Genomic DNA, 23,218 nt, shown 5'->3' on the forward strand with positions numbered 1-23,218 from the left:
CGGCGGGGCTGAGAAATCAGCCCCGCCGGCGTTTGAGGCGCGGGGTCTGGGGCGGAGCCCCAGTTCGGGAAGGGGCGGGGTGGGGAAATGGCTCCGCGCAGCAGGAGCGGTCAGGCGGAGGGGGACGTCCAGGCGTCGAAGTCGTACGCGCCGTGCAGCCACGCCACCTTGTCGTACATGTCGTCGGCCGAGAGGGACGAGAGCATGGCATTGCGCTCGACCCGCGCATCGCCCGCCGCGTGGTAGAGCTGCCGGCCCATTTCACGGGCCACCAGCTGGACCTGCGCCGTCCGCTCACGCCGCGCCGCGCTGTACTTCTCCAGCCTCTGCTCGAAGTCGGCGGCGCAACCGTCCAGCAGCCCGCCCAGCAGGACCGCGTCCTCCACGGCCTGGCAGGCCCCCTGCGCGGCGTACTGCAGCATCGGGTGCGCGGCGTCGCCGAGCAGGGCGACCCGCCCCTCGGTCCACCGGTCGACCGGATCCCGGTCGCACAGCACCCACGTCTTCCAGTCCTGCCCCAGCTCCAGCAGCCGCCGCGCCGCCCCCGACAGCTCCGGGAACGAGTTCAGGACGTGGTCGTGGTCGGCCGGCACCCCGGCCACCGCCTCCGTTGCGCCGTTGTCACGGGTGGCGGCCAGGTTGAAGGTCTCGCCACCGGCGATCGGGTAGTGCACGAAGTGCCACTTCGGCCCGGCCCACAGCGTGACCGTGTTCCAGCGCAGCTCCTCCGGCACCGCCTCCATCGGGATCACCGACCGGTAGATCGTGTGCCCGGAGACCCGCGGCGAGCCGTCGCCGACGAGCTGCGCCCGTACCGCCGAGTGCAGACCGTCGGCGCCGATCAGCGCGTCGCCGGTGAGGCGGCGGCCGTCGGCGAGCAGGGCCGTGACCGAGCCGGCCTGCTGCTCGTAGCCGACCACGTGGTGGCGGCCGCGCAGCTCGATGCCGGGGTGCCGGCGGGCGGCCTCCAGCAGCGGCAGGTACAGGTCGACGCGGTGGACGACGGCGTACGGGTTGCCGAAGCGGACCCGGTAGTCGTCCTTCACCGGCATCGCGGCGACCTTCTCGCCGGTGGTGCCGTCCATGAAGGTGAGCTCGTCGATGAAGACGGCGCGGTCGCGGACCTCCTGGCCCACACCGAGCAGGTCCAGTGCGTGGAAGGCGTTCGGGCCGAGCTGGATGCCGGCGCCGACCTCGGTGAAGACGTCCCGGCGCTCCAGGACGGTGACCTGGTGCCCCCGCTTGGCGAGCCCGAGCGCCGCGGCGAGTCCACCGATGCCACCGCCGGCGATGAGAATGTCGGCCATGGGTGTCTCACATCCCTTTCGTTGTCAGTGACTGTTGCTGCTCGAGTGCGCCGGGAAGAGGCGTCCCAGTTCGGCGTGGAAGCCGGGGAACGTCTTGCCGACGCAGGACGGGTCGTCGAGCGTGATGCCGGGCACGCGCAGGCCCAGCACCGAGAACGCCATCGCGATCCGGTGGTCCCGGCGGCAGGCGATCCGGGCGGCCGTGGGGCGGCCCGGGTGAACGGTGATCCGGTCCGGTCCGGACTCGGTACGGATGCCGAGGGCGCGGAGGTTCTCCTCGACGGCGGCGATCCGGTCCGACTCCTTCAGCCGGGCGTGTCCGATGCCGTGCACGGTGATGGGGGCGTCCGCGAGCGGGGCGATCGCCGCCAGGGTCATGAAGGTGTCGGAGATGTCGCCCATGTCGACCGTGAAGCCGCCGCGCAGCGGACCGTCGGCGGTGGTCCTGCCGGTGACCGTGGTCTGCCGGTCGCCGACCTCGACGTGCGCCCCGGCCCGCCGCAGCACCTCCACGAAGCCGAGGTCGCCCTGCACGCTGGAGCGGCCGAGGCCCGGCACCGTGACGGTGGTGCCGGTGACGGCGGCCGCCGCGAAGAAGTAGGAGGCGGTGGAGGCGTCGGGCTCGATGTCGAGCTCGGCGGCCGCGTAGCCGCCGGGCAGCACCTGTACGGCGCCGTCGAACTCGTCGACGTACGCCCCGAAGTGCCGCATCAGCTCCTGGGTCATGGTGATGTACGGCCGGCTGACCAGGCCCTCCCCGCGTACGGTGAGCGGCCGGCGCATGAGCGGCCCGGCCATCAGCAGCCCGGTGAGGTACTGGCTGCTCAGGCTGGCGTCCACGGTCAGCTCACCGCCCGCGAGGCCTTCGGCGGCGACGGTCAGCGGCAGTCCGCCCACGGGCTCGGTGACCCGGGCCCGGGCGCCGAGGCGGCCGAGCGCCTCGGCCAGCGGGCGCAGCGGGCGGGCCCGCAGCTGGTCGGTGCCGTCGAAGGTGAACTCGCCGCGGCCGGCCGCCGCGAACGGCGGCAGGAAGCGGGCGGCGGTGCCGGCGTCCTCGCACCAGACGGTGCCCGGGCCGACGGGGGCGCGGCCGGCGCCGGTGACCTTCCAGACCTCGTCGGCCCCGGCCCCGGCCCCGGAACCGGACCCGGCCCCGGTGTCCACGTGCACGCCGAGCCCGGCCAGGGCCTCGCGGAAGGCGACGGTGTCCTCGCTGACCAGCGGGGCCCGCAGCAGCGAGACCCCGTCGGCCGCGGCGGCCAGCTGCAGCGCCCGGTTGGTGATGCTCTTGGAGCCCGGGATCCGGGCGGTCAGTACGGTGCTCACGCGCGCTCCCGGTGTCCGGCGCGGGCCACTCCGGCGCGGGCCACTCCGGCGCGGGCCACTCCGGCCCGGGCCACTCCGGCCCGGGCGGTCGCGGCGACGCGCTCGGCGGTGAAGCCGTGCTGCCGGTGCAGGGTGGTGCAGGGGGCGCCGGAGCCGTAGTGGTCGAGGCCGACCTTCAGGCCCGCCTCGCCGAGGAGCTCGTACCAGCCGAGCGCGGAGCCGGCCTCCACGGAGACGCGGGCGCGGATCCGGGCGGGCAGGACCTGCTCGCGGTACTCGGGGGTCTGCTCCCGGAAGCGGGCGAGGCTGGGCATGGCCACCACCCGGGCGGCGATGCCGTCGCGCCGGAGGATCGCGCGGGCGTCGAGGGCCACGTCGGCCTCGTCGGCGGTGCAGATCAGCACCACCTCGGGGGCGCCGCCCTCGGCCTCGGCCAGGACGTAGCCGCCGCGGGCCCGGCCGCGCACGTCCTCGGCGACGCCGGCGGGGACGCAGCACAGGGCGAAGCGGTCGCGGTTCGACCAGCCCGGGTCACCCGGGTCGTGCCGCATCAGCCGCTGGGGACGGGGGAAGGTCTGCATGGGACTGCTCACCGCTCTGCTCAGGGCTCCTTCGCTCGGCCGCCGGGGGGGTGCGGGGATGGACGCGGGGTGGGATGTGGGAGGTGGTCACTCGTTGGTCTTGCGGTCGAGCACGAGGTCGTGGCCGACGATGTAGGAGGCGGCGTCGGAGGCCAGCCACACCACGGTGTCGGCGATCTCCTCGACGCTGGCGCCCCGGCCGAGCGGGCAGGGGCTGATGGCGTTGATGCGGATGGACTTCGCGACGTACTCGCGGGCCGCGGTCCGGGTCAGGGCGCTGACGGCGGCGGTGGAGGCGGCGTAGGCGCCGAGGCCCGGGAGCATGCCCTGCGCGCCGATGTTGCTGGCCGTGTTGACGATGACGCCGCCGCCGGCGGTCTCCATGTGGGCGATCTCGTGCTTCATGGACAGCCACACGCCCGTCAGGTTGGCCGTCAGGGTGCGGGCCCAGACGGTCTCGTCGATGTCCGCGACGGGCTGGTGCGGGCCGAGTTCCGTGGTGTTGTTGAAGGCGACGTTCAGGGCTCCGTGGCGGCGCACCGTCTCGGCGACCGCGTACGCGGCGCCGGCCTCGGCGTCCGGGGCGGTGTCCGACACGTCGGCGACGAGGCAGTCGGCCTGCCCGCCGGCGTCGCGGATCAGCTTGACCGTTCCTTCGAGCGTCTCCGGGTGGCGGCCTGCCACCACCACGAGCGCGCCGAGCCGGGCGAAGGCAACCGCCGCTGCCCGGCCGATGCCTTCGCCTCCTCCGGTGACGAGGACGACCTGGCCGTCGAACCGTTCAGACATCAGCGTTCTCCTGATTCTCCGCGTCGGATTTATCGGGAAGGCGCTCTTCGGAACGCCATCGACCAACCGTCACCCTGCAAGAAAAAGGGTGCCGGCGGGCAGTCGGTTAGGGTCACTTCGTCAGGTTCTCGGCCCATCTGACGTAATAATGGGGCCGCCTTTGACACAGCCGTTCGGCCGACCGATGCTGCACGCCGGCCCACCGGCGGAAAAGGGAGATCAATGCTGACGCTTTCATGGACGCGTCCGGTTGTCGGCGCAGGTCAGGGCGGGTGTCCGGCTCCCACTAGGGAGAGCCTGTGGGAGGCTCTGCTCCACAAGGCGGAGTTCCCCACAGGTTATGTTCCCGCCATTACGGAATGCCGGATCAACGAGCGCTACCCGGATGGATTTCTGCGCGAAATCAGGCGCGGAGACCTCACCTTCCTGCAACGGGTGACACCGCAGGAGAGCGCGGGGCGCATTACGTACCGGCACCTGGACGACACCGACATCGCCGAAATACGCAATGAGATCGGCGAGGACGAGCAAGGGCGGCTCACGCTGACGCTGAGCATCACCCTGACCGACCGCCCGGCGGCCGCGATCCTCGCGCAGAACACCTATCTGCGGGAGCTGGACTGCGACTTCCACGGCACGCTGGACGCCATGACGGAGGTCCTGCACCGCGTCATGATGCGGCGCGAAGCGACGACGGCCCCCCACGACCCGAACGGGTCGTGAAGGGCCGTTCGCGTACGGGCTACGCCGCGGCCTCCCGGATCAGGTCGAGGCCCGGCAGCCCGGGCAGCGTGTGCACGCCCTCGACCGTCGCCTCCACCTCGAACACCGTGTACTGCACGGGCCGGCGCCCGATCAGCTCGGCGGCCCGCGGCGCCAGCGGGCGCGCCGCCGCCTCCGCGCTCTCCCACAGCATCACCGCACCCCAGCGCTCGGTGGCGGGGTCCGCGATCCAGAACTTCAGCCGCAGCCCCTCGACCGCCGCGAACCGGTCGACGGCCTCGTCGCGCAGGTAGGCCCGCAGCGAGTCGATGCTGTGCCCCGACCCCTTCAGGTCCCACCAGGCCACCGTCGCCCTCATACGAGGCTCTCGCTGAGCAGTCCGGACAGGGCGTCCCCGACGATGCGGATGCCGTCCTCGGTGAGCACCGACTCGGCGTGGAACTGCATCGAGCGGAAGCCGGGCCCGCGCAGCGCGTGCACCTCGCCGGTCCCCGCCTCCCGGCACACCTCGACCGTGCCGATGCCGGGCACCTCGACGGTGTCCGAGGCGCTCTGCGCGGCGAAGGTGTTGTAGAAGCCGACGCGCTCGCGCCGCCCGAACAGCTCGATCTCGCGCTGCACTCCCTGGTTGGGCTGCTCGCGGCGCTTGAGGGAGAAGCCCAGCTTGGTGCTGAGCACCTGGTGGCTCAGGCACACCGCGAGGAAGGGCCGCCGCTCCGCGAGGAGGGTGTCGACCGCGTCCCGCAGGTGGGCGATCTTCGGGTGGCCGGTCTCGCGCGGGTCGCCCGGCCCCGGCCCCATCACGACCAGGTCGTACGGGGCGAAGCTGTACGGCTCGTCGAAGCGGCGGACCGTGACGTCGGCCTCCATGGCCCGCAGCTGGTGCTCGATCATCGCGGTGAAGGTGTCCTCCGCGTCGACGACGAGCACCTTGCGGCCCACGAGCAGCGGGACGGGCCGGGTGCGGGCGCTGTCGTCGTCCAGCCAGAAGCCGGCGATGGTCGCGTTGCGCGCGTCGAGCGCGGCCCGCACCTCCGGGTGGTCGCCGAACCGCCGCGGTCCCGGCTGCTCGAACATGGCGAGCAGGCCCGAGGCCTTGGCGCGGGTCTCGGCGACCTCCGACAGCGGGTCGGAGTGGCGCACGAGGGTGGCGCCGACGCCGATGCTCATCCGGCCGGAGGCGTCGATGTCGGCGGTGCGGATGAGGATGGCCGAGTCCAGGGTGCGCTCGCTGTTCTCGTCCTGGCCGATCAGGGCGAGCACGCCGCTGTAGTAGCCGCGGCCCTGGGGCTCGTACTTCTTGACGACCTTGCCGGCGCTCTCCAGCGGGGAGCCGGTGACGGTCGGGGCGAACAGGGTCTCGTGGAGGATCTCGCGCGGGTCGCGGGTGGTGCGGCCCTCGATGAAGTACTCGGTGTGGGCGAGGCGGGCCATCTCCTTGAGGTACGGGCCCACGACCCGGCCGCCGGACTCGCAGATCCGGGCCATCATCTTCAGTTCCTCGTCGACGACCATGTACAGCTCGTCGGCCTCCTTGCGGTCGGCGAGGAACTGCATGACGCCGGGCAGCTCCGGGCCGGAGGCCGGGAACCGGTAGGTGCCGGAGATGGGGTTCATCACGGCGCGGCCGCCGGAGACGCTGATGTGCCGCTCGGGGGAGGCGCCGATGAGGGTGCGCTCGCCGGTGTGGACGATGAACGTCCAGTAGGCGCCGGTCTCGCGCTCCAGCAGGCGGCGGAAGAAGCGCAGGGCGGCGGCGACGGAGTAGTCGCTGATGTCGGCGACGAAGGAGCGCTTCATCACGAAGTTCGCGCCCTCGCCGGTGCCGATCTCGTCGGTGACGACGCGGCGGACCGTTTCGGCGTACGTCTCGTCGTCGATGTCGAAGTCGCCGCCCGGCACGAGCTGCACGGGGGCGTCGGGGATCCGGTCCAGCACGGTCGCGAGCGGCACCCGCGCCTGCTCGGCGATCGCCATGGCCAGCAGCGGCGCGCCGTCGTCGGGCGCCTCGAAGCCGCGCTCGGCGAGCTGGCGGTAGGGGACCAGCGTGAGCACGTCCTGCCGGGTCCCGGCGCCGGCGACGGTGTCGCCGAGGGGGATGTCGGCCAGCGTGGCCGCCTCGGCGAACTCGCCGAGGAACAGGTCGAGGTGGCGAGTGACGACGGCCTCCGGGCGGTGGATCAGCGCGAAGGCCGGCGGCCGGGGGCCGAGGATCCGGCCGAGCAGGTCCTCGCTCATGCCGACTCCCCTCCCGCGTACGCGGCCACCCGGTCCGGGAGGGCCATGAGGAGCTCCTTGGTCGTGGTCAGGCGTGCGCAGCGGCCGGCCGCGTACTCCAGGGCCATCCGGTGGTCCTCCCAGCTGAAGTCGGCGACGGCGTCGGCGACCAGGAAGGGCTGGATGTCGTTGGTGAAGGCGTCGACCGCCGTCATCAGCACGCCCACGTGGGCGTACACGCCGCAGATGATCAGCTGGTCGCGGCCCGCGGCGCGCATCCGCTCCAGCAGGTCGGTCTTGAAGAAGGCGCTGTAGCGCCACTTGGTGAGCATCCAGTCGCCCGCGGCGGGCGCCACCGGGTCCACGACCTGGCGGTGCTCCTCGCTCGGCCTCATGCCCGGGCCCCAGAAGTCGTTCAGCAGGCCCCGCTCCTCGGGCGTCATCCCGCCCGGCTGCGCCGTGTAGGCCACCGGGATGCCGAGCTCGGCGGCGCGCACGCGCAGCTCTCCGGCGTTGCGGGACAGGTCCGTGACCGGCTGCTCGCCCTGCGGGAACGCAGCCAGGAAGTACTTCTGCAGATCGTGCACCAGCAGGACGGCGCGGTCGGGATCGACCTCCCAGTCGACGGCGGAGGCGGGCAGGTCGGCCGCCGACGGCATCGGGTAGGGGGTGATCGCAGGTATGCCTGCCATGCCTTTCTCCCTCTCGTTCACGGTTCGCTGACTGGTTGCACCGGTCTCAGACACCGAGCGCCGCACCGCCGTCCACGGTGAGGTCGTGCATGGTGATGTGGGACGCCTTGTCGGACAGCAGGAAGACGACCGCCTCGGCGACGTCCTCGGGGCGGGCCAGCTTCCCCAGCGGGATGCCGACGCGGTAGGCGTCCGGCACGCCGTCGATGGAGGCCCGGGCGCTGCTGTCGTCCGTCCACATCGAGTTGAGCATCGGGGTGTCGGTGGAGCCCGGCGCGACGAGGTTGGCGCGGATGCCGAACTTGGCGACCTCCAGGCCCAGGCACTTGGTGAACATCGTCGCGGCCGCCTTCGACGCGGCGTACGCGGACATCTCCGTACGGGCGGTGCCCGCGGCGTTGGAGGCGATCGTGACGATCGCGCCCCGGCGGCGCGGCACCATGCGGTTGACGACGGCCCGGGAGACGAAGAAGACCCCGGTGGTGTTGACCGCGAACGTCGTGCTCCACTCCTGGTCGGTGAGCTTGCGCGCCTCGGCCAGGCGCAGCACGCCGGCCGCGTTGACGAGGAAGTCGAGCGGTCCGACGAGCGCCTCGACGTCGTCGACGAGCTTCTCGACGTCCGCGCTGGCGGTGACGTCCGCCGCGAACGGCTCGACGCGGGCGCCGCCTTCCTCCTCGATGGCCTTGGCCACGTCGCGCAGGCGCTCGGCGTCCCGGTCGACCGCGGCCACCCGGACGCCCCGGGAGGCCAGGGCGCGCACGATGGCCTCGCCTATGCCGCCGGCCGCCCCGGTGACGAGAGCGATCTTTCCTTCCATGATGGAGTAACCCCCTTGTATATAGCCTCAGCCGCGCCAGGCGGAGGCGACTTCGATTGCCTGGTCGGAATTGAGGCGCGGGTCGCAGAACGAGGTGTACTTCTCACCCAGCTCGTCGAGGTGGAATTCGTCGCCGACACATTCGTGGACCTGGTCGGGGGTCGTCTCCAGATGCAGTCCGGCGGCGACTCCGCCGTTGTCGGTGACGGCCTTCTGGAATTCCTCGACCTCGCGCACCACGGTCTCGACATAACGGGTCTTGATGTTGCCCGGCGCGCTGACGGTGTTTCCGTGCATCGGGTCGCACATCCACAGCACCGGGTGGCCCGCCTCGCGTACGGCGCGCACCAGCGCGGGCAGTTTCTCGGCGGCCTTGCCCTGGCCCATCCGGGAGATCAGCGTGAGCCGGCCCGGCTCGCGCTCCGGGTCGAGCCTGCCGCACAGCTCCACCAGGGCGTCCGGGCTCATGGTCGGGCCGACCTTGGTGGCGACCGGGTTGGCGATGCTCGCGAAGAGCTCGACGTGGGCGCCGTCGAGCTCGCGCGTGCGCTCGCCGATCCAGGGCCAGTGGGTGGAGGTCAGCAGCACCTTGCCGTCGGGCTGGGTCCGCAGCATGGGGCCCTCGTAGTCCAGCAGCAGGGCCTCGTGGCTGGTCCACACCGGGGCTTCCGCCGGGGAGGGGCGGCGGCCCTCGCCGTGCCAGCCGAGGGCGGCCATGGCGCGGGAGGCGGCCCGGTAGCCGGCGACCAGGCGGCGCGGGTCGGGGCGGCGCAGCTCGGGGTCGGGCTCCGGGCTGTTGACCATGTGGCCGCGGTAGACCGGCAGCTCCATGCCGCCGACGTTCTCGGTCGGGCTGGAGCGGGGCTTGCCGAACTGCCCGGCGAGCCGGCCGACCCGTATGACGGGCTTGAGCGAGCGCGTCTTCATGACGCCGGCCAGTACGTCCAGGAGGGCCGCCTTGCGCGCCACGTAGCCGGGGGTGCACTCGGCCGGGTCCTCGGCGCAGTCGCCGCCCTGGACGATCTGCACCTCGCCGCGCGCGGCCGCCGCGAGCAGGGCGCGCAGGTCATCGACGTCCTCACGGCGCACCAGGGCGGGCGAGTCCGCGAGCTCGGCCCTGGCGTTCTCCAGGGCCTCTTCGTCCGGCCAAACGGGCTGCTGGCCCGCGGGCAATGATTTCCAGCGTGCAACACCGTGCATGCGGCACCTCCCAGTGCTGTACCTGCCGTGACATCAGATGCAGCGAGAAGTCTGTGAAACAGGGAATCGGGTGAACCACCAGAGATTCCCCACTTCGTCAGGTGGGGGTGCGTTCGGTCAGGTTCGGCGGCTGATTGTGAAATAAACCTGACGCATCAGCGGAGGCGATAATGGCGCGGGGCCGGAAATCCTTTACGGTCCGCTCGCGTGGCGGTGAAGGGTGCCGGTTCGGGCGGTCGGCACTTGACACACCATCACCATGTTGTTTCCGACGTATGGCGTGACGTTCTAAGGTCGGACCGTGGTTAGTCAAGGAGCTGGAGCGCTGCTGAGGCAACTGGTGTCCGAGGGGGTCTCCCCGTGGCTCAGCGCGCGGGACCCGGAGGAGTTCGCCGCCGCGGTCCGGTATCCGACGCTGGGAGGCCACTTCCACAACGCCCTGGCCCCGGCGGGCTGTACGCCCGCGCAGGCGCGGCGGGCCTGCGATCTCCTGCTGCCCCTGTTCGAGTCGAGCCGGGGCACCGTGGGCCACGTCTCCGTGCCGGTGTCGCCGCGCTGGGCGCATGACGCGCCGGCCCTGCTGGAGGCGGCCCGCGCCCTGCACCGGGCGGTGGGGCGCCCCAATGCGCTCGTCCGCATGCCGATGACCCCGGCGGGGCTCGCGGTGCTCGCGGACTGCCTCGCCGACGGGGTCGGGGTGCACGCGTGCCTGGTGCTCTCGGACGAGCGCTACGCCGAGGTGCTCGACGCCTACGTGCGCGGCCTGGAGCGGTCCCTGGCGTCGGGCCGGCCGCTGGGCGGCGCCCCGATGGTGGCCTCGTTCCCGGCGGGCGTGTTCGACCGGGAGGTCGACTCCCGGCTGGACGAGCTGGGCGTGGCCGTCGACCACGGCCTGCGGGGCGCCGCGGGCCTGGCGGTGGCCCGCAGGATGTACCGGATCCGCGAGGAGCGGCTGTCCGGGGACTGGTGGCGGGTGCTGCGGGCCAACGGGGCGCCGCAGCCGCGGCTGCTGTGGGGTCCCGGCGCGGACGGCGGCGTGGGCGCCCTCGTCGGCTGGAACACCGCCCTCGCGCTGTCCGTGGAGACCCTGGAGGCCGCCGCCCTGGAGCCGGCGCTCACCGGGGACACCCTGCTGAACGCGGACGCCGAGGCGGCGTCCGCGCTGCTGGCCCTGGAGCGGCTCGGCGTACGGGCGGCCGAGCTCGCCGCCGTGCTGGAGGCGCAGGAGCTCGCGCGCCTCCAGCAGGACTGGCCGGTCAGGAGCGGATCCGTGCCGGCCGCCTCTCCGGGAAGCGGGTATTCGTCAGCGCCAGCAGCGGAGCAGCCTTGACGGCGGTCTCCTCGTACTCGGCGTCCGGATCGGACAGGGCGACCACGGCCCCGCCCACCCCGTACGTCACCCGGTCGGCGGTGACGGTGGCGGTGCGGATCACGATGCTGAGGTCCGCGGCGCCGGAGAGCGAGAAGTAGCCGATGGCGCCGGAGTACACCCCGCGCGGGCCGGCCTCCAGCCGGTCGATGATCTGCATGGTGCGGATCTTGGGGGCGCCGGTCATCGACCCGCCGGGGAAGGCGGCGCGCACGCAGTCCACGGCGGTGAGCTCCGGGCGCAGCCGCGCCCGTACGGTGCTGACCAGCTGGTGGACGGTGGCGTAGCTCTCGACGCGGAACAGCTCCTCGGCCTCGACGGTGCCCGGAACCGCGCAGCGGCCGAGGTCGTTGCGGACCAGGTCGACGATCATGAGGTTCTCGGAGCGGTCCTTCTCGTCGCTCAGCAGGTCCTCGATCAGGGCCGCCTCCTCCTGGGGGGTGGCGCCGCGCGGCCGGGTGCCCTTGATCGGCGAGGACTCCACGCGCCCGTCCGGGGAGACCCGCAGAAACCGCTCGGGCGAGGTGCTGAGCACCGACAGCTCCCCGAACTGCAGCAGCGCGGCGAACGGCGCCGGGCTGATGCGGCGCAGCGTGCGGTACGCGGTCCAGGGGTCGAGGGAGGCGGTCTCTGCCTCGGCCATGTTGGTGAGGCAGACCTCGTACGTCTCGCCGGCGGCGATCTCCTCCAGGCAGTCGTCGATGAGGTCCAGGTACGCGCCGCGGTCGTGGCGCAGCCGGATCTCGCCGCCGGGTGCGTGCGGGCGCGGGGCCGGCAGGCACAGGCCGGCGAGGCCGGCGAGCCGCTCGGCGGTGCCGATCAGCCAGGCGTCGGCCGCGGCGGCGGCTTCGGTCCCGGCGTCCTCCTCCACCAGGGCCAGCAGGTACGTGGCGTCCTCGGCGTGGTCGAACACCAGGGCGCGGTCGGCGAAGACCATGGCGGCGTCGGCGACGGGCGAGCGGTGGACCAGGTCGCCGCCGCATTCGGCCTTGAGCTCGTAGCCGAGGTAGCCGACCCAGCCGAGGGTGAAGTCGAAGGGCAGCTCGGGGAGCTCGGTGGTCAGGGCGCGCAGGTCGCGGTCGATCCACTCCAGGAAGGGCGCGGCGACCAGTTCGCTGCTGCCGTCGGCCGAGGCGACGGTGACGACCTTGCTCCAGACGTCGGCGGTGGCGACGCGGGCGAGCGGCCCGGTGGCGTCGCCCATGACGGAGAACCGGCCGCGGTCGCCGCCGGGGAGGCTGCTGTCGAGCCAGAAGGCGTGGTCGTTGCCGCGGAAGAGCTCGTCGTAGGCGGTCTCGGCGTCCCAGCGGGTGGGCAGCCGGTGCGCGACGAGGCGCAGCCGGCGCACGGGAGCCTCGGCCGGAGCGGGCGCGGCGGCTCCGGCGCTTGCGGCCGGCGCGGTCAGGGCCGGGGCGGGCGCGGTGTGCCGGCGGGCGGTCGCCGGGCGCGCGGCCTGCCGGGCCGCCTGGTGCCCGGCGGTCAGCCGGGCGAAGTTTGCAAGCAGCTCGATCCCGTACTGACTGCAAATCGACTCGGGATGGAACTGGACCCCCCACTGCGGCCGGGTACGGTGCCGCAGGCCCATCAGGATGCCGTCCGGCGTCCACGCGGTGGCCTCGAGCGACTCGGGCAGGTCGGTCACGGCGAGGGAGTGGTAGCGGACCACCTCCATCGGCGAGGGCAGCCCGGCGAACAGGCCCGTCCCGTCGTGCAGGACCTGCGAGGTCCGGCCGTGCCGCGGCTGCGGCGCGCGGTCGACGGTGGCGCCGTGCCCGTGGCCGATCCCCTGGTGGCCGAGGCAGATGCCCAGCAGCGGGAGCTGCGCGCGCTCGATGATCTCGGTGCAGATCCCGAAGTCGGCGGCGCGGCGCGGTGTTCCCGGACCGGGTGAGACGACGACGTTGTCGAAGGCCGAGAGTTGTGCGATCTTCCAGTGCGGATCGTCATTTCGGACGACTTCCGGCTCACGGCCATTGACCTCGGCCAGATAGTGGAAGAGGTTGTACGTAAACGAGTCGTAATTGTCGACAAGAAGCGTACGCACGGCGAAATATCCCCCCATTCAAATCAAGCCGAGACTGGCCTGATTTCGATCAGCATGTGCTCGACCATGTCCTCCCCGTACTCCCCCTCGCGGACCCGCCGGGAGGCCACCACCGACAGCTCCCGCCCGCAGGCGTCCGCTATGCGGTACAGCGCCTCCAGGTCCCCCCGGTCGCTGAAGTGCAGCAACACCCGGCCGCCGGGGGTCGTCCAGTGGACGGACTGCTCCAGGAAGCGGCGGTGAGCCTGGTATCCGGCGTCCACGTAGGCCCGCTCGTGCACCGACTTGTACTCGTAGCTTTCCGGCCCCATCACGTAGTTGGAGCTCCAGAAGACGGTGTCGAAGCGCTCCTGCTCCCGCAGGCCCGAGAACAGGTCGCTGTGCAGGGCCTGCAGGCGGTCCGTCACCCCGTGGCGGTCGGCGTTGACGGCGGCGTTCTCGACGGCCGAGGGGCTGATGTCGGCCGCCACGACCCGCTCGTATCCGGCCAGTGCCGCGGTGACGGCGATCACGCCGGTGCCGCAGCCGATCTCCAGGAACGAACCCGAACGGCCCGGCCCGTCAAGGTCGTTGAGGCCGAGGAGCTCCAGCGAGACGGTCGTCGACGGGGAGTAGACGGGCGCGAAGACCTCGTCGAACAGGTCCCACTCGCGGCCCATGAGGGTGAACACCCTCGGACGATCGGCCCTGGTCAGGGACAGCCGGCTGCGCAGCAGCGACCGCTCGTAGCTCTGGAGCTGGGACAACTGGGCCAGCGGAGACATGCGAACTCCTCAAGGAACCAAGGTGACGGGTGTCTCCGGTGGTGTGTGATGGCACCACCGGAACGCTCGGTGATCAGCCTGCCCTTGAGTGGTCCTCGACCAGAAGGTGCCCAGATGACAGCATCACTCGGGGAGTGTGGTGATCCGATCACCCTCGGCCAGTCTGACCAGGACTGCATCTCAAGTGTTTCTTGACCGGTTCTTGCCCCAAGAGATACTTTCAGGCGGGCCAGGGATTGATTGCACAGCGGTTGGTGCAAACGTGAACGGCTTATTGCGGGGGTCGGGGGAGAAGTAGTGGTGGACCACGCGTACGAAATGCTGGAACTGCTGAACAGAGAGGCGCCTGCGGCTGCCTTCGATGACGTGGTCCGCAAAGCGCGTGAGTCCGGCCTGTCCGGCGACGCCCTCGACCGGCTGACCAGGGCACGCGACCAGAGCCTCGGCATCCGCGCGCTCTTCGTCCGCCGCCAGCAGCGCGAGGCCGGCCTCGCCGCGCTCGTCGACACCGCCCGGGACCTGACCCTCCCCTACGACCTGGACGAGCTGCTGAAGGTCATCACCCGCCGGGCCCGCCTGCTGCTGGGCCTGGACATGGCCTGGGTCAGCTTCGACGACCTCGAGGAGGGCTGCTCCCGCGTCCGCTCGGCCGACGGCCACGCCTCGGCCCTCACGATCGGCTTCGCCATCCCGCTCCAGGGCGGCGGAGTGGGCAAGCGCGCCTCGGAGGGGTCGGCTCCGTTCTGGTCGGCCGACTACATGAACGACACCAGCTTCGCGCACAGCCCGATCATCGACGAGGTGGTCCAGGCGGAGGGCCTGCACGCCGTCATGGCGGTCCCGCTGCGGCACGCCGGCGCCAGTCTCGGCGCCCTGTACGTCGCCGACCGCCACATCCGGCACTTCACCCCCGACGAGGTCTCGCTGATGAGCTCCCTCGCCGACCTTGCAACCGTTGCAATCGAAAAGGCGAGACTGCTGGAGCAGACCCGGTACGAGGTGGAGGAGCTGGAACAGGACACCTCACGCGCCCTGGACTCCTCCACCACCGCCCGCCGACTGCGCGAGACCCACGGCCGCCTCCTCGACCTGGTCCTGCAGGGCGTCGGCCTCGGCAGCCTGGCCGCCGAGGCCGTCAAGGGGCTCGACGGCACCCTCGTGGTGCGCGACGCCGCCGGCCGCACCCTCGCCTGCCCGACCGGCGAGATCCCCGAGCTGGACGAGGCCGAGGTCCACACCGTCCTGCTCGACGCGCACACCGACCGCCAGCCCCGCAGCACCCGCGACGGGGTGTGGGTGGCCTCGATCGCCGCGGGCGACGAGATGCTGGGCACCCTGATCCTGGCCACCGAGGAGCCCGCCGGGTACCTCCAGGTCCAACTCCTCGCGCTCATAGCCCAGGTGACCGCCGTGGTCCTGCTGATGGAGCAGGGCATGGCGGCCGCCGAGGGCCACATGCGGGACGAGTTCTTCCAGGACCTGCTGCGCGGCACCAAGCTGTCCCCCGCCCAGATCGCCGAGCAGAGCCGCCGGCTCGCCCTCAACCTCGACGAGCCCCACGTCATCGTCATCGCCCGGCCCGAGGGCGGGGTCCAGGGGCGCGTCGCCGCCTGGGCCGCCTCGTACGCCAACCGGCAGCAGGGCCTCAAGAGCGTCGACGGCGACGACGTGGTGCTGCTGCTGCCCGGCACCGCCGCCGGAGCCGTCGCCCGCACGGCGTCCCGCGAGCTCTCCGAGGTCCTCGGCAAGCCCGTCACCGCCGGCTCGGCCGGGCCCGTCGACAACCCGGCGGGCATCGTCCACATGTACCAGGAGGCCCGCCGCTGCCTGGACGCGGTCGCGGCCCTCACCGGTGCCGGCAGCACCGCCTCCCCGGACGAGCTGGGCTTCCTCGGCGTCCTGCTCTCCGAGAAGCCGAACATCGACCGCTTCATCAACGACACCATCGGCCCGGTGCTCGACTACGACGACCAGCAGTACACGGAGCTGATCCGCACCATGGAGGCCTATTTCGCCTCCGCCAACAGCCCCTCGCGCGCCGCCGAGTCCCTGCACGTGCACCCCAACACGGTCTCCCGCCGCCTTGAGCGCATCACCGAGATACTCGGCGAGGACTGGCAGAAGCCCACCCAGGCCCTGCAGGTGCAGCTCGCACTCCAGCTCCAGCGCACCCGCCAGGCCCTCAACCAGAGCCGCCGCACGACGCCCCGGCACACCATCGGCTGAGCGGGGGAGCCGGTTCCCGGCTACCGCTCGACGGCCCGCTGCGTGAGCATCCGGACCGCGTGCGCGGCCGAGGCCAGGGTGGTGTGCCGGTGCCAGCCGCCGAAGGACCGGCCGCCGAAGTCCGTCATGCCCACCTGCTGCGAGACGGTGGCGAAGTCGTGCTCCACGTTCTGCGCCCGCTTCGCCAGCCGCAGCAGCGCCCCCGGCGGCGCCTGGGTCATATCGCTGATCCAGCACCGCTCGGGCCAGCCGCGCGGGTCGTTCCACTCCCCGAACAGCAGCACCGGTGCCGCCAGGTGCGGCAGTTCCACCCGGACGCCGACCACGAGCGAGGTGCGCGGCTGGTGGGTGTACGGGTCCAGCCAGCTGACCGGGCGGCGCAGCGTACGGGCCATCAGCAGCACCTGGTGCGCCGCCAGTTCCCGGTTGCCGCTGCTCGCCAGCACCGGGTCCACGCACCGCACCCGCATAGAGCCCCGGGCCGAGGCCACGAAGTGCATCCCGGCCGGCCCGAACCGCCGGGCCACCGCCCCCGGCTCCACGTCCGGCAGGTCGAACACCACCGGGCGGTGCGGCTGCCCCACCCAGTCCCGCAGCTCCTCGACGGCTCCGGCCGCGCACTCCAGCGGGCTCGTCGCGAGCTCCGACTCGTGCACGTTCGGCGGCAGCGGGCCGACGCTGTCGCGCCACTTCTGGGTGAGGCCGAGCCGCCAGTTGACCGGGCAGCTCTGCTCCTCGCCGACGGACCACACCCCGAACGCCACCTGGCTGTTGACCATCTGTCCGAGCTCCGGCACGAACCGCCGCGCCACCCCGACCGACTCGGTCCCCGCCTTGGAGATCACCACCGGCTGCACGACCCAGGCGCGGGGGCGCAGGGCGCGCTCCAGGTACCGGGCGAGGGCGGCCCGTACCGGACCCCAGTCCCAGGTGGACGACACCACGAAGTGGTGGAGGCTCTGCTCGGCCGCCCGGTCGCCGACGTGCGCCGCGATGTTCCGTATCGACTTGCGGCCCTCGGCCTTGAGCAGGCCGCGCAGGTACACCTCCCCCTTGCGCCGCTGGTCGCTGCGCGGCAGCGAGGTGAACAACTCGGCGCAGAGCTCGTCCACGACCAGGTCCGGCACGAACCGGCTGCTCAGGGTCTCCAGTCGTTCGAGACTCGGTGCGCTCATGATGGATCCATCCCTTCCCCCGGCTTCCTTCTCCAGCGCATCAACCCTGCGTCCGGGGGTAGTACGAAGCCCAGGTGGAGCCGTCACACACATTCGGGCCCGGATGCGCGGCCGACCATCAGCCCCGAACGGACCAATCGGCCCGAATGATCATTTGACGAACTGCGGTGAGGGCGCTTGGCCTGGTCAGAGGCCTTCCGCATGCTCACGGGCCTCGGGGGGCGATCCGGTGGACCACTGCCGTGCGGGGCGGTGAGGACGGGGAGATGGTGACGGGACCACCGCCGTGAAAGCCGCGCATGGTGGTGCGACCACCACGGACGGCCCATCAGACCGACCAGGACACGCCCGCGACGCTTACCGTGTGCAACAGGACGACGCGAAACAGTGACAGACGGTGAGTGGACGGGAGCCCTTATGCCGGACGAGGCCTACCAGCGCACCAAGCCCCACATCAACATCGGCACCATCGGTCACCACCAGCACGGCAAGTCCACCTTGACGGCGGCGATCACCCATCTGCTCCACGACCGGAACCCGGCCGTGAACCGCGCCCACACGGTCGAGGAGATCGACAAGTCCCCGGACGAACGGGCCCGCCGCAGCAGCTCCGACGTGGCGCACGTCGAGTACCAGACCGAGGAGCGCCACTACGCCCACCTGGACTGCCCGGGGCACGTCGACTTCATCCGGAACATGATCATCGGCACCGTCCAGATGGACGCCGCGATCCTGGTGGTCTCCGCCCCCGAGGGCGTGCAGGAGCAGACGAGGGAACACGTGCTGCTGGCGAGCCGGGTGGGCGTGCCGTCCGTGGTGGTGGCGCTCACCAAGTGCGACCTCGTCGAGGACGACCAGGCCCTCGCCCGGGTCGAAGCCGCCGTACGCGACCTGCTGAACGACAACGGCTACCCGGGCGAAGGCATCCCGGTGGTGCCCGTTTCGGCCCTCGGCGCGCTGGAAGGCAACGAGCGGTGGCGCGAGAGCGTGTCCGACCTCCTGAAGGAGATGGAGACCGGCCTCCCGCTCCCCCGGCGCGCCGTGGACCAGCCGTTCTCCATGCCGGTGGAGAGCGCGCACGCGCGGGACGCGGAGGGGACGGTCGTCACCGGCAAGATCGAGCGGGGCATGGTGAAGGTCGACGACACGGTCTCCGTGGTGGGTCTCGGCCCCACCCGGACGGCGACCGTGGCCGGCATCGAGATCTTCCGCAAGACCGCCCGCGAGGGGCGGGCCGGCGAGGAGGTCGGGCTGCTGCTGCGCGGGGTCGGGCCGGACGAGGTGGTCCACGGCCAGGTCCTCGCCGAGCCCGGCTCGGTCACCCCGCACCAGGTGTTCGAGGCCCAGGTCCACTTCCTGTCGCAGGAGGAGGGCGGCCGGCACACCCCCGTCTCCAGGGGCTACCGCCCGCAGTTCTTCTTCCACACGGCGGACGTGACCGGCGCCCTGGACTTCGAGGCCGAGGAGCTCCAGCCGGGCAGCAACGCCACCGTCCGGATCGAGCTGATGTCCCCGATCGCCCTGGAGCGCGGCCAGCGGTTCGCCGTACGGGAGAGCGGCCTGACGGTCGCGTTCGGGCGCGTGGCCCGGATCATCAGCTAGCCGTACGGCTCCGCGCGACCCGGAGGAACACCGCCCAGGCGGCATCCCCCACCTCCACGACGGGCCCGGTCGGCCGCTTGCTGTCCCGGACTGCGACCGTACCCGCCACGTTTGTGGCCACCTCGACGCATTCCCCGCTGGATGCGCTGCGGCTGGACTTCACGAACTCGAACCGGGTCATCTCTGGAAGCCTTTGCGAATGCTGTCGATCAGATCGATGGAGTCGCGCGGGGCCAGGCTCATCCTGGCGGTGCGGTCGAAATACCGGCGGTACTGAACGCTCTCCTCACCGCTCTCGACCCAGACGGTAGAACCAATGACGTCTACGTGAACCACGTCGATCGCCTCCGCCTCGGCGAACGAGACAACGTTGAACGGCCCGACGATGCACGGATGTCCACCCGCACGGAACGGCAGCACCTGCACGTGCACATTCGGCATCGCGGCCAGCTCCAGGAGGTGGGCAAGCTGAGCTCCCATCACCTTCGCGCCGCCGACCTCCTGCCGCAATGCCGCCTCCCAGATCACGGCGTGAACTTGCAGCGGGACCTCGCTCCGCAGCCGGTGCTGCCGCTTCCCCCGGACCGCCACGAGGCGCTCGATGTCGTCGGGATCCTGCCAGTACTCGTCGCTCACGGCCAGGGAACGCGTGTAGTCGGACGTCTGGAGCAGGCCGGGAATCAACGACAACTGCCAGGTTCGCACTCTGGTCGCAACGTCCTCCATCGCGATGTACTCCGCCATCAAACCGGCGTCGGGTGAGTGCTGCCACCAACCCTTGGCCTTGCGGCGCTCGCGGTCCAGCTTGGCGAGCGCGAGCAACCTGTTGACCGCGGCTTCGTCGGTCTGGCCGTAAAGCTTGCACAGGGCCACGATGTCCGGGTCGCGGAACGGGACCCAGCCGCGCTCCATCTTGGCGATTTTCGCCGCCGTGGCGCTGAGCACCTGCGCCGCCTGCGGCTGCGTCAGGCCCGCCGCATCGCGGAGGCGAAGCAGTTCGCCACCCAGCCGGCGTGCCAGCACCGTGGATACCCGGTTCCCCAACGACGTTTGGACTGCCGCCACTTGCACCACCTCCATGTACCGGAAGCAGTCTTGCCGCCGCCACTCCTTCGGCACAACTACTCCCTGGGGATAGATATCTCCGAGAGAGCTTGCGTGCCACAAGGCGGACCCCTACGGTCGGTGACGAACTGCTCACTGATAACGACCAGTTGGCGGAAGTGCACCGTGCTGCCCTGCGCGGTAGAGCCACCGCCCGACCGGAGGTGCGTACAGGTGGACGAGCCGATGCGGCGGGACGTACAGAACTACCCACCCCGGCAGGATTCGGTGCCGGCGGCCCGGAGGCGATCGGCCTGGCTCGCGGTGGCGTGGGGGCAGCCCGAGGCGGCGGCGGACCTCGCGCTGCTGACCAGCGAGCTCACCACCAACGCCCTCCTGCACGGCGCGCTGCGCGAGCGGTACCTGCGGGTCGAGGTCCGCCTCACCGGATCAGTGCTCCGCGTAGAGGTCACCGATCCGAAGGGCGAGCGCTGGCCCGTACCCCGCAACCCCTCCCCCGAGGAGCGGTACGGCCGCGGCCTGCAGATCGTGAGCGCGATCGCGCAGAGCTGGGGCGCCACCGACCGCATCGTCGGCAAGACCGTATGGGCCGAGCTGACCGTCGGAGCCCCCCGTTAGTCTTTCGCCACATGGGCAACTGGATCGCGCCGAGTGCGATAGAACGCGAGCTGTACGAGGCCAAGCAGGGCAACGACTGGCCCGCCTACTTCGACGCCCTCGCCCGCGCCTGGCTCTTCGTCCCGCAGGGCCGCGCGTACCAGGACGCGAACCCGACGTCCGTGTTCCTCCAGCCCGTCTGGTTCCCGCAAGCCCGCGCCCACGCCTACGTGGCCTACACCGAAGGCGTGCTCCCGGTCCCCACCGCGGACCAGGTGTTCTCGAAGCACAGCCTCAACTGGTTCGCCCACCGCATCGACCCGAGCGACCCCCCGTACCTGGCGATCAATCCCGGTACGCCCTGCGAGGCGTTCCTGCCCACCACGCCCGCGGACCGGGAGGTGTGGAAGTTCCACTGGAACCGGGCCACCGAGTACGGCCTGCCGCAGGACACGGTGCACGCCCTGCACGTCGGCGGGCCCCTGCACGGGCCGGTCGCCTTCGGGCTGGCCTGCGGCGCGCACCTGTCCGTACGCAACGGGCTGTTCTGGAACGCCCTCGGCTACCACGGGGAGGGCTACCTCAAGGAGCGCGAAAAGCTCCGGGAGTGGTGGGGGGTGACCACGCGCGAGCAGTGGCTGGAGTCGACCGAGCGGCTGCTGGCGGCGGACATGGTGAGCTCCGTATGGGAGTTCACGCTGCGGGTCCGCGTGGCGCTGGCCAAGGAGTTCGCGGGGCCGGTGGACATCGAGCACTGGCGGCACGCCACCGAGGCCACCCTGCGGGCCAACGCCGAGCGCGCCGCCGAACCGCGCATCACGCCGGACGGGGTGACGGTCGCCCGGCCGCGCTCGACCGCGGAGATCGAGGGGGAGATAGCGGGCGTGCAGCGGGTCATCGGCCGGATCGCCCGCTACGAGCAGCGCTTCCGGGCCGACGGGATCCTCGGCGAGGGCAAGTACGTGCGCTCGGTGGAGGCCTGGGACTACGGGCGGGCCTCCCAGATGGCCCGCTGGGGCCTCGGCGCCCGCTTCGGCACCATCGAGGAGACCGAAGACGCCGTCGTCCGGGCCGGACGGATGTGCCGGCTGGCGTACCGCTCGTGGGAGGACCTCTCGGCCGGCTTCATCCTGGGCCGGTGCCTGCAGTTCGACGAGGAGGAGTACGGCCACTGGTACACCGACATGGTCGCCACCCACCAGGCCCTGGCCTCCGACCCGGGGAGTCCCTGGCTCAACATTTCTTGGAGCTAGCGGGCTTGGGTGGAGGTTTCTTTCGGTGGTTCCTTCGACGGTTCGACCTTGGCCCCCTCCAATAGCTCCGCGAACGGCTTCAGCACGATGGAGCTGCGCACCCGTTTCAAGCCGTACCTCTTTATCGCCTCCATGTTCTCATTGGGCCTAAAGGGGTCAAAGGCGATCCGCTCGCCTGGTAGGCCCACATCAATATAGAGGAAGGGCCAGTCCTTGCGGTGCGCATACCACAGGGTCAGCCGTTCTCGACGTCGAGCGAAGTTTAGGATCTCATTACTGCTTGAAATATCTGCTTGATACCGAAAGTAATCTTCATTCGGCCCCCTCGGGCCTCTGTCCCTCCCCTCTGCTTTGAGACTTGTCAGACTCCTCCCAGAAGATGAATATTCGCCGGACACCGTCATCCTGTCCATTCTGAGCATCCATAGTTCGGCATTGACCTGAACCACCTCATACCTACCCCAGTCGGGCCTCTTGAGCTCGATGAGCTCGTCATTCGATAGCTCTTCTCCGGGCTGCAGGGACCGCGGTTGCACAAACTCGCCGTCGTGGATCAATTGCCACCGTGGGCCAGCGCCTACGAGTCCGCCATGGATCCAGTAGATGCTACCGATTATGTACACCGGTACCCGACTCGCGTTCTTCACGCGCAGATGAACGGGCAGATACATCTCCCCCCCACCCAGGACCGGCTTTCCAAATGCTGCAGAACTCTGCACCAAAGGAGACGCCGTATACGGGAGATACATCTGCGAATATGCCGCATTAACGACGGCGAAGAGAGCGGAGGCCACAGCCCCTACCGCGATCCGCCTGGGATATTTGATCGCCCTCCACACCCCCTCGTAGACGAGGATCACCAAAGCCACAATCGACCACAACATGAAGACAATCCACAGTGGCAAATAGTCCATGTACGCCCAGAGCCAGAACTGTGCGAGCACCACTACCAAGCTGACAGCGAGGGAGATCAAATTACCGATCAGAACGATCGCCCCCGAGTAGTCCCTTTTGCGCGTCTTCCAGTAGTAGACGGCGGCCCCTGCGGCAACGATTTCCAGGAGGGCCGCGAGGATAAGGATGGCTCCTGTCGCGCGATCGAGGAGCGTGGGAGCACCGAAGGCGTCCTTTACGCCGATCTTGATGAGTAGACACGCCGTCGCCAGGAAATAGACCGCCATAAAAATGCCCAGGATTTGGCATATATACGTGCGATCCGGCCAGGCTTCCTTGCCTCCACCGACCCACTCAACCTTGTGATCAGATGCCAGACCGGCGCCGCGCAGTATTTTCCTCAGCTCCTCGTAGGAGCGGGCCTTGCCTGCGGCACGATCTTCGATAGTGACACGCCGCCAGCCGAGAAGATCTGGCCGACTTACGGCAACCACGGGTGTGTTCGCCATAGCACTAGTCTGCTGCCGCAGGCCGCCGAGCGCTCCCGGAGCGCCCCGCCTCCGATCGACGTAGC

General features: G+C 70.8%; 21 protein-coding genes. 6 read left to right on the top strand and 15 right to left on the bottom strand.

What is annotated here, in order from left to right; all coding sequences use genetic code 11:
• Positions 1–110: 110 nt before the first annotated feature.
• The 4 genes from AB0F11_RS06950 to AB0F11_RS06965 all read right to left on the bottom strand — a co-directional run bounded on the left by AB0F11_RS06950 (position 111) and on the right by AB0F11_RS06965 (position 4,003).
• Positions 111–1,307, bottom strand: a complete 1,197-nt coding sequence (locus tag AB0F11_RS06950) for a 3-hydroxybenzoate 6-monooxygenase (protein ID WP_362169229.1) — start codon at positions 1,305–1,307, stop codon at positions 111–113.
• Between the two features lie 24 nt (positions 1,308–1,331).
• Positions 1,332–2,633 (bottom strand): 3-phosphoshikimate 1-carboxyvinyltransferase, encoded by a 1,302-nt coding sequence (gene aroA / locus AB0F11_RS06955; RefSeq protein ID WP_362169231.1) that lies wholly within the window; start codon positions 2,631–2,633, stop codon positions 1,332–1,334.
• The gene (locus AB0F11_RS06960) at positions 2,630–3,226 is read right to left on the bottom strand and encodes a transketolase C-terminal domain-containing protein (RefSeq protein ID WP_362169233.1); all 597 of its coding nucleotides are present in this window, start codon (positions 3,224–3,226) and stop codon (positions 2,630–2,632) included. Before AB0F11_RS06960 ends, aroA begins: the two co-directional genes overlap by 4 nt.
• A gap of 75 nt (positions 3,227–3,301) precedes the next feature.
• On the bottom strand, positions 3,302–4,003 hold the full coding sequence (locus AB0F11_RS06965; protein ID WP_362169235.1) for an SDR family oxidoreductase: 702 nt from the start codon (positions 4,001–4,003) through the stop codon (positions 3,302–3,304).
• Between the two features lie 222 nt (positions 4,004–4,225).
• On the opposite strand from AB0F11_RS06965, the gene AB0F11_RS06970 reads away from it, so the two are divergent.
• Positions 4,226–4,726, top strand: coding sequence for an AtaL-like protein (locus AB0F11_RS06970; protein ID WP_362169236.1), 501 nt, complete (start codon positions 4,226–4,228; stop codon positions 4,724–4,726).
• A 19-nt stretch (positions 4,727–4,745) separates the two neighbouring features.
• Here AB0F11_RS06970 and AB0F11_RS06975 read toward each other — a convergent pair whose 3' ends face one another.
• The 5 genes from AB0F11_RS06975 to AB0F11_RS06995 are packed head-to-tail and all read right to left on the bottom strand — an operon-like array spanning position 4,746 to position 9,655.
• Entirely contained in the window at positions 4,746–5,084 is a 339-nt protein-coding gene (locus AB0F11_RS06975) for a hypothetical protein (RefSeq protein ID WP_362169238.1), read from the bottom strand.
• Positions 5,081–6,964 (bottom strand): anthranilate synthase family protein, encoded by a 1,884-nt coding sequence (locus tag AB0F11_RS06980; protein WP_362169240.1) that lies wholly within the window; start codon positions 6,962–6,964, stop codon positions 5,081–5,083. Before AB0F11_RS06980 ends, AB0F11_RS06975 begins: the two co-directional genes overlap by 4 nt.
• Positions 6,961–7,635 (bottom strand): isochorismatase family protein, encoded by a 675-nt coding sequence (locus tag AB0F11_RS06985; RefSeq protein WP_362169241.1) that lies wholly within the window; start codon positions 7,633–7,635, stop codon positions 6,961–6,963. The genes AB0F11_RS06980 and AB0F11_RS06985 overlap by 4 nt, the downstream gene beginning before the upstream one ends.
• 46 nt (positions 7,636–7,681) lie before the next feature.
• Positions 7,682–8,455, bottom strand: coding sequence for a 2,3-dihydro-2,3-dihydroxybenzoate dehydrogenase (locus AB0F11_RS06990; RefSeq protein ID WP_361916018.1), 774 nt, complete (start codon positions 8,453–8,455; stop codon positions 7,682–7,684).
• 27 nt (positions 8,456–8,482) lie between these two features.
• A complete protein-coding gene (locus AB0F11_RS06995; protein ID WP_362169244.1) occupies positions 8,483–9,655 on the bottom strand; it encodes a 3-deoxy-7-phosphoheptulonate synthase in 1,173 nt (390 codons plus the stop codon).
• Between the two features lie 301 nt (positions 9,656–9,956).
• On the opposite strand from AB0F11_RS06995, the gene AB0F11_RS07000 reads away from it, so the two are divergent.
• Positions 9,957–10,985 (top strand): transaldolase family protein, encoded by a 1,029-nt coding sequence (locus tag AB0F11_RS07000; RefSeq protein ID WP_362169246.1) that lies wholly within the window; start codon positions 9,957–9,959, stop codon positions 10,983–10,985.
• Here AB0F11_RS07000 and pabB read toward each other — a convergent pair.
• Both pabB and AB0F11_RS07010 read right to left on the bottom strand, forming a co-directional pair.
• Positions 10,912–13,068: an aminodeoxychorismate synthase component I gene (gene pabB / locus AB0F11_RS07005; RefSeq protein WP_362169248.1), complete on the bottom strand. Its 2,157-nt coding sequence runs from the start codon at positions 13,066–13,068 to the stop codon at positions 10,912–10,914. The two genes, AB0F11_RS07000 and pabB, sit on opposite strands and share 74 nt — an antisense overlap.
• 23 nt (positions 13,069–13,091) lie before the next feature.
• Entirely contained in the window at positions 13,092–13,832 is a 741-nt protein-coding gene (locus tag AB0F11_RS07010; RefSeq protein ID WP_362169250.1) for a class I SAM-dependent methyltransferase, read from the bottom strand.
• Between the two features lie 300 nt (positions 13,833–14,132).
• On the opposite strand from AB0F11_RS07010, the gene AB0F11_RS07015 reads away from it, so the two are divergent.
• Positions 14,133–16,058: a helix-turn-helix domain-containing protein gene (locus tag AB0F11_RS07015; protein WP_362169252.1), complete on the top strand. Its 1,926-nt coding sequence runs from the start codon at positions 14,133–14,135 to the stop codon at positions 16,056–16,058.
• A gap of 20 nt (positions 16,059–16,078) precedes the next feature.
• Here the strand turns inward: AB0F11_RS07015 and AB0F11_RS07020 are convergent, their stop codons facing one another.
• Positions 16,079–17,233, bottom strand: a complete 1,155-nt coding sequence (locus AB0F11_RS07020) for a transposase (RefSeq protein WP_362169254.1) — start codon at positions 17,231–17,233, stop codon at positions 16,079–16,081.
• A gap of 417 nt (positions 17,234–17,650) precedes the next feature.
• On the opposite strand from AB0F11_RS07020, the gene AB0F11_RS07025 reads away from it, so the two are divergent.
• The gene (locus tag AB0F11_RS07025) at positions 17,651–18,835 is read left to right on the top strand and encodes an elongation factor Tu (protein ID WP_362169255.1); all 1,185 of its coding nucleotides are present in this window, start codon (positions 17,651–17,653) and stop codon (positions 18,833–18,835) included.
• On the opposite strand, the gene AB0F11_RS07030 is transcribed toward AB0F11_RS07025, so the two are convergent.
• The gene (locus tag AB0F11_RS07030; protein ID WP_362169257.1) at positions 18,828–19,016 is read right to left on the bottom strand and encodes a DUF397 domain-containing protein; all 189 of its coding nucleotides are present in this window, start codon (positions 19,014–19,016) and stop codon (positions 18,828–18,830) included. The two genes, AB0F11_RS07025 and AB0F11_RS07030, sit on opposite strands and share 8 nt — an antisense overlap.
• Positions 19,013–19,915 carry a helix-turn-helix transcriptional regulator gene (locus AB0F11_RS07035; RefSeq protein ID WP_362169496.1) on the bottom strand — a complete coding sequence of 301 codons (903 nt, stop codon included), beginning with the start codon at positions 19,913–19,915 and terminating at the stop codon, positions 19,013–19,015. The genes AB0F11_RS07030 and AB0F11_RS07035 overlap by 4 nt, the downstream gene beginning before the upstream one ends.
• A 198-nt stretch (positions 19,916–20,113) precedes the next feature.
• Between AB0F11_RS07035 and AB0F11_RS07040 the strand changes: the two genes are divergently transcribed.
• Both AB0F11_RS07040 and AB0F11_RS07045 read left to right on the top strand, forming a co-directional pair.
• Positions 20,114–20,518 (top strand): ATP-binding protein, encoded by a 405-nt coding sequence (locus AB0F11_RS07040; protein ID WP_362169259.1) that lies wholly within the window; start codon positions 20,114–20,116, stop codon positions 20,516–20,518.
• Between the two features lie 11 nt (positions 20,519–20,529).
• Positions 20,530–21,750, top strand: a complete 1,221-nt coding sequence (locus AB0F11_RS07045; RefSeq protein ID WP_362169261.1) for a DUF1266 domain-containing protein — start codon at positions 20,530–20,532, stop codon at positions 21,748–21,750.
• Here AB0F11_RS07045 and AB0F11_RS07050 read toward each other — a convergent pair.
• Positions 21,747–23,153: a Yip1 family protein gene (locus AB0F11_RS07050; RefSeq protein WP_362169263.1), complete on the bottom strand. Its 1,407-nt coding sequence runs from the start codon at positions 23,151–23,153 to the stop codon at positions 21,747–21,749. The genes AB0F11_RS07045 and AB0F11_RS07050 overlap by 4 nt on opposite strands.
• Positions 23,154–23,218: the final 65 nt, after the last annotated feature.

The sequence above is a fragment of the Streptomyces sp. NPDC032472 genome, assembly GCF_040636955.1.
GTDB lineage: Bacteria > Actinomycetota > Actinomycetes > Streptomycetales > Streptomycetaceae > Streptomyces.

Bases quoted from the DNA above. Each gene is read 5' to 3' on its own strand.
- AB0F11_RS06950 (WP_362169229.1), bottom strand. From the start codon at position 1,307: ATGGCCGACATTCTCATCGCCGGCGGTGGCATCGGTGGACTCGCCGCG.
- AB0F11_RS06965 (WP_362169235.1), bottom strand. From the start codon at position 4,003: ATGTCTGAACGGTTCGACGGCCAGGTCGTCCTCGTCACCGGAGGAGGC.
- AB0F11_RS06970 (WP_362169236.1), top strand. From the start codon at position 4,226: ATGCTGACGCTTTCATGGACGCGTCCGGTTGTCGGCGCAGGTCAGGGC.
- AB0F11_RS06975 (WP_362169238.1), bottom strand. From the start codon at position 5,084: ATGAGGGCGACGGTGGCCTGGTGGGACCTGAAGGGGTCGGGGCACAGC.
- AB0F11_RS06980 (WP_362169240.1), bottom strand. From the start codon at position 6,964: ATGAGCGAGGACCTGCTCGGCCGGATCCTCGGCCCCCGGCCGCCGGCC.
- AB0F11_RS06985 (WP_362169241.1), bottom strand. From the start codon at position 7,635: ATGGCAGGCATACCTGCGATCACCCCCTACCCGATGCCGTCGGCGGCC.
- AB0F11_RS06990 (WP_361916018.1), bottom strand. From the start codon at position 8,455: ATGGAAGGAAAGATCGCTCTCGTCACCGGGGCGGCCGGCGGCATAGGC.
- AB0F11_RS06995 (WP_362169244.1), bottom strand. From the start codon at position 9,655: ATGCACGGTGTTGCACGCTGGAAATCATTGCCCGCGGGCCAGCAGCCC.
- AB0F11_RS07010 (WP_362169250.1), bottom strand. From the start codon at position 13,832: ATGTCTCCGCTGGCCCAGTTGTCCCAGCTCCAGAGCTACGAGCGGTCG.
- AB0F11_RS07020 (WP_362169254.1), bottom strand. From the start codon at position 17,233: ATGAGCGCACCGAGTCTCGAACGACTGGAGACCCTGAGCAGCCGGTTC.
- AB0F11_RS07025 (WP_362169255.1), top strand. From the start codon at position 17,651: ATGCCGGACGAGGCCTACCAGCGCACCAAGCCCCACATCAACATCGGC.
- AB0F11_RS07030 (WP_362169257.1), bottom strand. From the start codon at position 19,016: ATGACCCGGTTCGAGTTCGTGAAGTCCAGCCGCAGCGCATCCAGCGGG.
- AB0F11_RS07035 (WP_362169496.1), bottom strand. From the start codon at position 19,915: ATGGAGGTGGTGCAAGTGGCGGCAGTCCAAACGTCGTTGGGGAACCGG.
- AB0F11_RS07045 (WP_362169261.1), top strand. From the start codon at position 20,530: ATGGGCAACTGGATCGCGCCGAGTGCGATAGAACGCGAGCTGTACGAG.
- AB0F11_RS07050 (WP_362169263.1), bottom strand. From the start codon at position 23,153: ATGGCGAACACACCCGTGGTTGCCGTAAGTCGGCCAGATCTTCTCGGC.